Annotated in this window: 8 protein-coding genes; 4 read left to right on the top strand and 4 right to left on the bottom strand. The window is 69.4% G+C overall.

What is annotated here, in order from left to right; translation table 11 throughout:
• On the bottom strand, nt 1-1,398 hold a 1,398-nt coding region (locus QZV84_RS05745), incomplete at its 3' end, for a histidine kinase dimerization/phospho-acceptor domain-containing protein (RefSeq protein WP_292826672.1).
• Nucleotides 1,399-1,404: 6 nt separating this feature from the next.
• Nucleotides 1,405-2,484, bottom strand: a complete 1,080-nt coding sequence (locus QZV84_RS05740) for a hypothetical protein (RefSeq protein ID WP_292826669.1) — start codon at nt 2,482-2,484, stop codon at nt 1,405-1,407.
• A gap of 251 nt (nt 2,485-2,735) precedes the next feature.
• Here QZV84_RS05740 and QZV84_RS05735 point away from each other — a divergent pair, with 251 nt between their 5' ends.
• Nucleotides 2,736-4,223, top strand: a complete 1,488-nt coding sequence (locus QZV84_RS05735) for a glycosyltransferase family 2 protein (RefSeq protein WP_292826666.1) — start codon at nt 2,736-2,738, stop codon at nt 4,221-4,223.
• 66 nt (nt 4,224-4,289) lie between these two features.
• On the opposite strand, the gene QZV84_RS05730 is transcribed toward QZV84_RS05735, so the two are convergent.
• Together QZV84_RS05730 and QZV84_RS05725 are read right to left on the bottom strand one after the other, a co-directional pair.
• On the bottom strand, nt 4,290-5,216 hold the full coding sequence (locus tag QZV84_RS05730; RefSeq protein ID WP_292826663.1) for a response regulator transcription factor: 927 nt from the start codon (nt 5,214-5,216) through the stop codon (nt 4,290-4,292).
• Nucleotides 5,217-5,349: 133 nt separating this feature from the next.
• A complete protein-coding gene (locus tag QZV84_RS05725) occupies nt 5,350-6,336 on the bottom strand; it encodes a glycoside hydrolase family 6 protein (RefSeq protein ID WP_292826660.1) in 987 nt (328 codons plus the stop codon).
• Nucleotides 6,337-6,575: 239 nt separating this feature from the next.
• On the opposite strand from QZV84_RS05725, the gene rplM reads away from it, so the two are divergent.
• From rplM to glmM, 3 genes are read left to right on the top strand one after another with little or no spacing between them, the layout of a single operon-like run.
• The gene (gene rplM / locus QZV84_RS05720) at nt 6,576-7,022 is read left to right on the top strand and encodes a 50S ribosomal protein L13 (RefSeq protein WP_292826657.1); all 447 of its coding nucleotides are present in this window, start codon (nt 6,576-6,578) and stop codon (nt 7,020-7,022) included.
• Nucleotides 7,023-7,051: 29 nt separating this feature from the next.
• Nucleotides 7,052-7,534 (top strand): 30S ribosomal protein S9, encoded by a 483-nt coding sequence (rpsI, locus tag QZV84_RS05715; RefSeq protein WP_292826654.1) that lies wholly within the window; start codon nt 7,052-7,054, stop codon nt 7,532-7,534.
• A 14-nt stretch (nt 7,535-7,548) separates the two neighbouring features.
• Nucleotides 7,549-8,907, top strand: coding sequence for a phosphoglucosamine mutase (gene glmM, locus QZV84_RS05710; protein ID WP_292826651.1), 1,359 nt, complete (start codon nt 7,549-7,551; stop codon nt 8,905-8,907).
• The last annotated feature ends 8 nt before the right edge of the window (nt 8,908-8,915 follow it).

Here is an 8,915-nt window from a genome sequence, read left to right as displayed (position 1 = left end):
GCGCCCCGCGGAATCGGCGGCGGGAGAGCGGAAGACCTCGACCGTGACCCGCCCGCCCTTCGGCGTGTACTTGATGGCGTTGCTGAGCAGGTTGTCGCTGACCTGACGCAGGCGGAACGCGTCGCCGAGGACAGACACGGGCTCCGACACCGCCAGCACCACCCGGATGCCGCCGGCCTCGGCCGCGGGGGCGAAGGACTCCACGGAGTCGGCGACGACCTTGGCCAGGTCGGTGCTCGTCATGATCGACTCCGCCTTCTCCGCCTGCTTCGCCGACTCGAGGATCTCAGTGGCCAGGGACATCATGCGCTCGGCGGCCGCCGTGATCGCCTCCACCCGCACGCGCGTGCGTTCCTGAAGCGAGGTGTCCTCGAGCAGCAGGTCGGAGAACCCGAGGATCGTGGTCAGCGGGTTGCGCAGCTCGTGCGAGACGCGCGTGGCGAGGCTGGCACGCGCGCGCTCCGCGCTGATCATCGCGGTGATGTCGTGGGCGATGAGCAGGTGCTCGCCCGAGGACAGCCCGTGGTCGTTCGGCAGTCGCAGCGACGTGACCGCGAGTGCGCGCCAGGTCCAGTCCGCGGTGTACAGCCAGGTGCGCTCGTCTTCGAACTGCTCGCCCCGCCGGGCGCGCGTCAATGGGCGCCGCGCGTTGCCGAGGGGCGACCCCTCGAAGCCGTCGTACTCGACCGAGCGCGGCGCGAACGCCGGGTCGTCGGGGTCGATGTCATAGAGGTCGCGATAGGTCTTGTTCGCCTCGAGGATGTCGCCGTCGGCGGAGATCCGCACCACTCCGACGTCGATCGACCCGAGCACGCGCGACAGCTCGCGCTCCTGACGCGTGGAGCGCGTGAGCGTCTCGCTCAGCTTGTTGGCCTCGCGCCGCAGCAGCCGCTTGAACGCCCGGGTCTGGCGCGACGCACCCTGCGCGCTGATCGCGATGAAAGTCAGCGACAGTGTCACGATGGCCAGACGCATCGTGGCGTTCGCGCTCTCCGGCTGCCCGATCTGGTCGAGCAGCACGAGCACGGCGATCGCGCTGAGCGCTGTGCCGGTCGCCCACAGCGGATAGTGCGAGGCGATCCAGGTGACCGGAAACACCCACAGGAACGCGAAGTCGACCGGTGCGTCGCGGGTCATCAAGCCCACGGCCACGATGTCCAGCAGCGGCACGGTCAGCACCGCCCACCGGGGCAGGCGCTGCCACGGCAGCGCGAGGGCGAAGGTGGTGAGGATGACCACGAGCGACACGCCGACCGTGAACGTCCACAGGTCGAGCGTCTCGGGCGAGAGGGCCTGCACCAGCAGCACGATCACCACCACGACGATCGCCAGCAGCAGCTGCGACAGCCAGATCGAGTGGGTGCGCGTGCCGATCGGCAGCGGCGGCGGAGTCGGCATGCCCGGTCACACCCCCTGCGAGGTCATCGCGCGCCGCGCGGTGACGCGCGCCTGCCGGGCGAAGCGCCGGACGTCTGCGGCGGAGGTGATGTTCAGCTGCTGGATCTCGAGGTCGGGGGGATCCGTCGGGGCGGAAGGGGGCAGCATCCGTTCGTAGCTCTGCACCAGCCGCGCCCGGACGGTGGCCAGGTCGAACGTCGTCGTGAACTGCAGGGCGACCAGCACGCCGGGTGCGACCCGACCGATCACGCTGCCGGTCGGCAGCACGGCGGCGGCCGCCTCGGTGACGGCGGATGCGATCGAGTTCGCCCAGGCCCGCCCGAAGGCGACTCGATGAAGGGGGAGTGCCGGCACCGAGATCGTTATCGCGAGCACCACGTTGCGCTGGGCGAGCAGGGCCTCGATCCAGTTGGTCAGGGTCTCGGTGCTCACGATCGCGGTCGAGTCGGGGGCCTGGGATCGGCGGATGATCACGATCATCCCCGCCGCGACCAGGCCCACCGCCACCGTCGCCACGATCGTGCTCATGCCGCGATCGAAGGCGAGCTGCACCGTCGGATGCTCGGGACCGACGACGAGCGGAACACCGAAGCGCAGGGCGCAGTACAGCCCGTAAGCGGCCATGGTCAATCCGACCAGCCACGCCCCGAGGGCGGGGATCGGGCTGCGCAGGCACGAGAGCGCGGTCAGGCCGCTCAGCATCGTGAGCACCAGCAGCTTCACGGTCTGCCCCGTGTCGGGCGAGAGCAGGAGGGTGGTCGCGCCGACCGCGACCGACAGAGTGACCGCCAGGATGGCGAGGGTGCGCCGCCGGCCCGCTGCGCGTCGCACCGCGGCCAGGGTCAGTCCGATCGACAGCGGCATCGACACGTCGCCGATCACCAGCGGGAGGAGGTTCTGGTCGTCGGGCCCCGACATCGCGTAGGCGAGCGTGGACAGCGTGGCGCAGCTGGCGGCGAGCACCGCGAGCGTCGCGGGGGTGACCCACTGCGCGTCGGAGGACTTCGCGCGACGCTCGAAGACGACGGCCAGGGCCACCGCGACGCAACACGCCACCGTGAGGGTGACCGTGTACAGGGTGATCATGCGCCCACCTGTCGTCGCGCCCGCGTTCCGACACCGGTCTGAGGCGTTGCGCAAACCTTGAGGATTCGTTGTGTTCGTCTGAATGGATAACGAGTGCTACGTGGACTTGAGCGTAACAGTGTGGTTTCCACGGGGTGCTCCGGCGCTCGTCCCCTCTTCGGGGGACACGTATCACCCGCTGGGGCTGAGCCCCAGAACCCCGGCTTCCGACGCGCACCGCCCGACCGAGAACTGCAACCGAGAGAAAAGCCATGACCACGATCACCGCCCCGGGCACCGCATCCGCTCGCACCGACCTCGCACTGCGTCCGCACCGCGCTGCCGCCGTGGTGCCCGCCGCGCCTGCGTTCGACCACGCGTTCCCCGAGGATTTCGACTCCGTGTTCGAAGGCTCCTCGACGCAGCGCTCGACGATCGGCTGCGTCATCCCGGCATACAACGAGGAGGAGTCGATCGCCGCGGTCATCGAGGGGCTGCTCGCCCAGACCCGGGTGCCCGATGTCATCCACGTCGTCGTGAACAACACGTCGGATGCGACCGTGCAGGTCGCCTCGCAGTACGCCGGACCGCACGAGATCGTCACCGAGCTCGGCGAGCAGTTCACCGAGGTCTTCGTCCACGACATCGGCAAGAACCCCGACAAGAAGGTCGGCGCGCTCAACTACGGCTACTCGCTCGTCGAGGGCTACGACTACCTGCTCGGCGTCGACGGCGACACGGTCGCCGAGAACCGGGCGGTCGAGAACCTCGAGACCGAGATCATCTCCGACAGCCGCATCGGCGGCATCTCGGCGATCTTCACGATCGACAACACGTTCAGGGGGCTCGCGTCATTCCTGATCAGCGGGCAGCGCTCGCAGTTCGCGGCGTTCAACCTGCAGAACCTGCTGCGCGGCCGCAACATGGCGGTGCTCGGCGGCCAGTTCTCGGTGTTCTCCACTCATGCCTTGCGCGAGGTCATGGCGCAGAACCACCAGTCCACTCCGTGGGTCAAAGACAGCGAGGTCGAGGACTCGCTGCTCTCGCTGCAGATCAAGAGCGCCGGCTATCTGACCAAGATCAGCCCGATCGCTCGCGCCGACGTCGGCGGCATGACCACCCTCGCGTCGCTGGATGCCCAGCAGGTCAAGTGGACCTACGGCGCGATCGAGCTGATGTGGCCGGGACAGCGCGGCGACACGAAGGGCCAGCCGTTTCACCCCAACCTGCGCATCCGCTGGTTCGAGAACTTCGGCATGCTGACCAACCTGTTCGTGCGCATCGCGTTCGTCCTGCTGCTGGCCGGCTCGCTCTCGCTGAACGCGTTCGTCTTCTCGCCGGTGTGGCTCATCCCGATCGGCATGGCCGTGATGCTGAACGTGCGCATGGCGCTGACCATGCACTCGCGCACCTACAAGGACATCCTGTTCGCGCTGCTGATCGCTCCGGCCGAGATCTACATGTGGATCCGGCTGTCGCATTTCGCCCGCGCCTGGGCCCGCTTCCTGTCCAAGAAGAAGGTCGACAACTGGGCGATGCAGGCCAAGGCCGAGAAGGGCGGCGGCAGCGGTCACTGGGCTCCGCTGGTCGTCACGATCGCGGTGCTCGTCACGCTGGCGGTCATCTGGATGCTGCTCGGCCCGGTCGCGCAGTCGACGATCCTCTGGATCGGCTGGCCGATCGTCGGGGTCGTCACGGTCCTTCAGACCCTCATGATGTTCACCAAGCTCATCCGTCGTCAGCACGGATACAAGGTCTGAGTCGCCCGAACGACTCAGAACCGTCCACATCGGGCGCGATCGCTGCTGGGGAGGGCGATCCGCCGGTCACGCCGGGGGAGGCGTGACCTCTGATGTGAGTCGGTACCCGACGCCCCGCACGGTCTCGATGAACCGAGGCTGTGCGGGGTTGTCGCCGATCTTGCGGCGCAGGTTGGTCATGTGCGCCTCGACCGCCCGCTTGTCGGCATCCCCCACGAAATAGGTCGTCACATACGATTCGCCGCGCAGCAGCAGGGTCAGGTCCGCCTTGCTGCGCACCCGCCGGCGCGACTCCAGCAGAGCTGCCAGCAGGTCGAACTCGGTGCGGGTCAGATCCACCTCGGCGCCGTCGATCAGCACGATGCGGCTGTCGAGGTCGAGGCGCAGGTTGCGATGAGTCAGCCACTGCCCGTCGCTTGCGGAAGCATCCACCGCGCCGCGTTCCTCGCCGAAGGCGGCCTCTGGCTGCGGGCCGGTCTGCGGGCCGGACGTGGGCGCAACCACAACCGGGTCGCTCGGCGCGGGAGCGGATGCCGCCGCGCGGGCCACCGGGAACGACGGGCCGGCGCTCTCCTGCGTGCGCACCGGCGCGGTCGGGCTCGTGCCGGCCGCGCGGCCCCGGCGCAGCATGGCCTCGATGCGGGCGCGGAATTCGCGGGGGCGGAACGGCTTGGTGATGTACTCGTCGGCCCCGGCGGTCAGTCCGAGCACGACATCCGCTTCGTCGCCCATCGCCGTGATCATGACGATGTACGTGTCGCTGTGGGCGCGGATGCGCCGCGCGGCCTCGATTCCGTCGATGCCCGGCATGTTCACGTCGAGGGTCGTGATGAGCGGCTGGTACGACAGGACGGCCTGGATGCCGTCGATGCCGTTGCCGACCGAGACCGTCGAGAAACCGGCCGCTTCGAGCACGTCCACCAGCAGGTGCCTGAGTTCGGCATCGTCTTCGACGATGACCGCCGTGCGTCCGCTGTCGGTGGTTTCGGTCATTCACTCACTCCAGTCGTGCCGGGACGGTACGGGTACTCCGGGTGCCGGGGGGCGTCGCAGGGAGGCGACCGTTTCACAACGAGCATGAAACAAGCGGAGAGTGCTGGAAGGGGCATTGTTTCACAGACACGTGTCAGCGAAGCGACGCGCGGGTCAACTCGATCGCCGCCTTCGGCCACCAGATGCCCGCCGCCGGGCCGCCGTTGCACTCGCCGTCGCTTTCGCCGGGAGCCTTGATCCACAGGTTCACGTCGACGACCGCGTCGCCGAAAGCCGCGCCCTCCTCGCCCACGAGCCGCCCCGGCGGGTTGCACCACTCGCCGTTCGAACCGGCGCCGCTGCGGGAGGTGTCGATGACCGCATGAGCGCCGCCCAGCGCCCGCGACAGCTCGTGGGCGTACGCGGTCTCGTCGTCGAGGGCGTAGTAGTTCGACACATTGGTGGCGAACCCGCGCACCCGATCGATGCCCGCCCGGGTGAGCAGATCCGCCAGCTGGTCGACCGGAAGCCACTGCGAATGCCCCGCGTCGAGGTAGATCCACGCGTTCTCGGCCGAGAGGTCGTCGATCGCCGCCTGCAGCTGGGCGGCGCGCTCATCGACGTTGCCGCACTCCGGAGCCAGCGCGAGCGAGTCCGGCTCGAGGATCACGATGCTCGGCACCTCGGGCTGCGTCCGCAGCGCCTCGCCGATCTCGGCAGTCCACACCGGGTACTGATTCGGCGACAGTCCGCCGGCCGAGAACCGCCCGCAGTCGCGCGCGGGCAGCCCGTAGACCACGAGCGTGAGCGCCGCATCCGCCGCCCGGGCCTGCTCGAGCAGCCCCTCGACGCGCGGGCCGACCTCGCCGAGCCCGGACTTCTCCGGGGTCAGCCAGACCGCCGTGGGCATGTCCGCCAGATAGTCGGCGGCCCTGTCCTGCGCCGATCCGTCGGCGGCGGCATCGGCTGCCGCGGCGGCAGCCGTATCGGAGGCGACCAGGAGCGCCATGCCGGGATGCGGCGCGACCGGGCCGCTCGTTCGGCTGACGAGGAACACACCGGCGATGACAGCGATGACGACCACGGATGCCGCGACCGCGGTCCCGATGACGATTCGCCGGCGCCCGGGGGATGTGGTCACGAGACTCCTGAGGACGGCGACATGGGTGAGCCTTTACTACCAGAGCGATGTTTCCGGCGGGGGCGCTTTTGGCTGCGGCATCCGGATGCCGTACGATGGATCCTTGGTGCCTGCGCCCTGCTGGCCTCGCACCGCGAACGTGAGCCCTCCACTGGCGCGTTTGGTCCGGCATCCCGAATCAAACCCCCCGGAGCGGGATTCACGAACATCTCCGTTCGAATCAAGAAAGCAGCACTATTGTGACGCGCACGTACACCCCCAAGGCTGGCGAAGCCCAGCGCGAGTGGCTTGTCATCGACGCCACCGACGTCGTTCTCGGCCGGCTCGCCTCGCACGCGGCAGCACTCCTCCGCGGCAAGCACAAGCCGACCTTCGCCCCCCACATGGACATGGGCGACTTCGTCATCATCATCAACGCCGACAAGGTCGCGCTGACGGGCCAGAAGCTCCAGAAGAAGAAGGCCTACCGTCACTCCGGCTACCCGGGCGGCCTCACCTCGGTCACCTACGAAGAGCTCCTCGCGAAGAACCCCGAGCGCGCCGTCGAGAAGGCCGTCCGCGGCATGCTCCCGAAGAACAGCCTGGGTGCGCAGCAGCTCACCAAGCTCAAGGTCTACCGCGGCGCCGAGCACCCCCACGGTGCACAGCAGCCCAAGACCTTCACCCTCGACCAGGTCGCCCAGTAGCGCCTCCCAGATTGACTAAGGACACACTCGTGGCGAACATCGAAGAATCCACCGAAACCAACTTCTCGACCGAAACCCCCGTCGACCAGGCGGCCGCCGCCGTCGCCGAGCGCCCCGTGCTCAGCGTTCCCGGTGCCGCGGTCGGCCGCCGCAAGCAGGCCATCGCCCGCGTGCGCATCGTCCCCGGCTCGGGCGTCATCACCGTCAACGGCCGGTCGTTCGAGGACTACTTCCCCAACAAGCTGCACCAGCAGCTCGTCAAGGACCCCTTCACGGTGCTGGGCCTGACCGACGCGTACGACGTCATCGCCCGCATCTCCGGCGGCGGCCCTTCGGGTCAGGCCGGTGCGCTGCGCCTGGGCATCGCCCGCTCGCTGAACGGCATCGACGAGGAGAACAACCGCGCGGCCCTGAAGAAGGCCGGCTTCCTCTCCCGCGATGCGCGCGTCAAGGAGCGCAAGAAGGCCGGTCTCAAGAAGGCCCGCAAGGCTCCTCAGTACTCGAAGCGCTAGTCGGAACCCTTCCGATGCCGCTTTTCGGCACGGACGGGGTGCGGGGGCTGGCCAACGGCCCCCTCACCGCCGATCTCGCGCTCACCCTGGCCCAGGCGACAGCAGTCGTGCTGGGCCAGGGCCGTACCGCTGAGGCCCGCAAGGCCGCCGGCAAGCGGCTCACCGCCGTCGTCGCGCGCGACCCCCGCGTCTCGGGCGAGTTCCTCTCCGCCGCGGTGTGCGCAGGACTGGCCTCCTCCGGCGTGGACGTGCTCGAAGCGGGCGTGCTGCCGACCCCGGCTGCGGCCTACCTGATCGCCGACATCGACGCCGACTTCGGCGTGATGGTCTCGGCATCACACAACCCGGCCCCCGACAACGGCATCAAGATCTTCGCGCGCGGCGGTGTGAAGCTCCCCGACGAGGTCGAGCAGCGCATCGAGGCCGCTCTTTCCGGGCCCAAGCTGCAGCCCACCGGCGCCGATGTCGGCCGCATCCGCCGGTTCGCCGACGCCGAAGACCGCTACGTCGTGCACCTGCTCGCGTCGCTGCCGCACCGCCTCGACGGCCTGCACGTGGTGCTCGACTGCGCCCACGGCGCGGCATCCGGAGTCTCGCCCGAGACGTTCCGCAATGCCGGCGCCCGCGTCACCGTGATCGGCGCCGACCCCGACGGCCTCAACATCAACGACGGCGTCGGCTCGACCCACCTGGACTCCCTGGCTGAGCACGTGGTGCGGGTCGGCGCCGATGTCGGCATCGCGCACGACGGCGACGCCGACCGGTGCCTCGCGGTCGACGCCCGCGGCCGGGTCGTGGACGGCGACCAGATCATGGCGGTGCTGGCCGTCGCGATGAAGCAGCGCGGGCACCTGGTGAAGGACACGCTCGTCGCGACCGTGATGAGCAACCTCGGGCTGCACCGCGCGATGGCCGAGCACGGCATCACCGTGGTGCAGACCGGCGTCGGCGACCGCTACGTGCTCGAGGCCATGAACGAGCACGGCTACTCGCTCGGCGGCGAGCAGTCCGGACACGTGATCATGAGCGAGTACGCCACCACCGGCGACGGCGTGCTCACCGGCCTGCACCTCATGGCCGAGATGGCCCGCACCGGCCGCTCGCTGGCCGAGCTCGCCTCGATCATGACCGTGTACCCGCAGGTGCTCGTGAACGTGCGCGGGGTGGACCGCGCGTGTGCGGAGACCGACGAAGGCGTCGCTGCCGCGGTCGCGGCGGTTTCGGCCGAGCTCGGCGATTCGGGCCGCGTGCTGCTGCGCCCCTCGGGCACCGAGGAGATGGTGCGCGTCATGGTGGAGGCCGCCTCCGCCGAGGTCGCTTCGGGGTATGCGGAGCGCCTGGCCGAGGTGGTACGCGAGCGCCTCGCGCTGTAGCGCCGCGC

It is taken from the genome of Microbacterium sp., assembly GCF_011620715.1.
Lineage (GTDB): Bacteria > Actinomycetota > Actinomycetes > Actinomycetales > Microbacteriaceae > Microbacterium.
This window is presented reverse-complemented; position numbering and strand designations above follow the sequence as displayed.

Excerpts from the sequence above, each read along its gene's own strand:
- glmM (WP_292826651.1), top strand. The coding sequence starts at position 7,549 with ATGCCGCTTTTCGGCACGGACGGGGTGCGGGGGCTGGCCAACGGCCCC.
- QZV84_RS05740 (WP_292826669.1), bottom strand. The coding sequence starts at position 2,484 with ATGATCACCCTGTACACGGTCACCCTCACGGTGGCGTGTTGCGTCGCG.
- QZV84_RS05730 (WP_292826663.1), bottom strand. The coding sequence starts at position 5,216 with ATGACCGAAACCACCGACAGCGGACGCACGGCGGTCATCGTCGAAGAC.
- QZV84_RS05735 (WP_292826666.1), top strand. The coding sequence starts at position 2,736 with ATGACCACGATCACCGCCCCGGGCACCGCATCCGCTCGCACCGACCTC.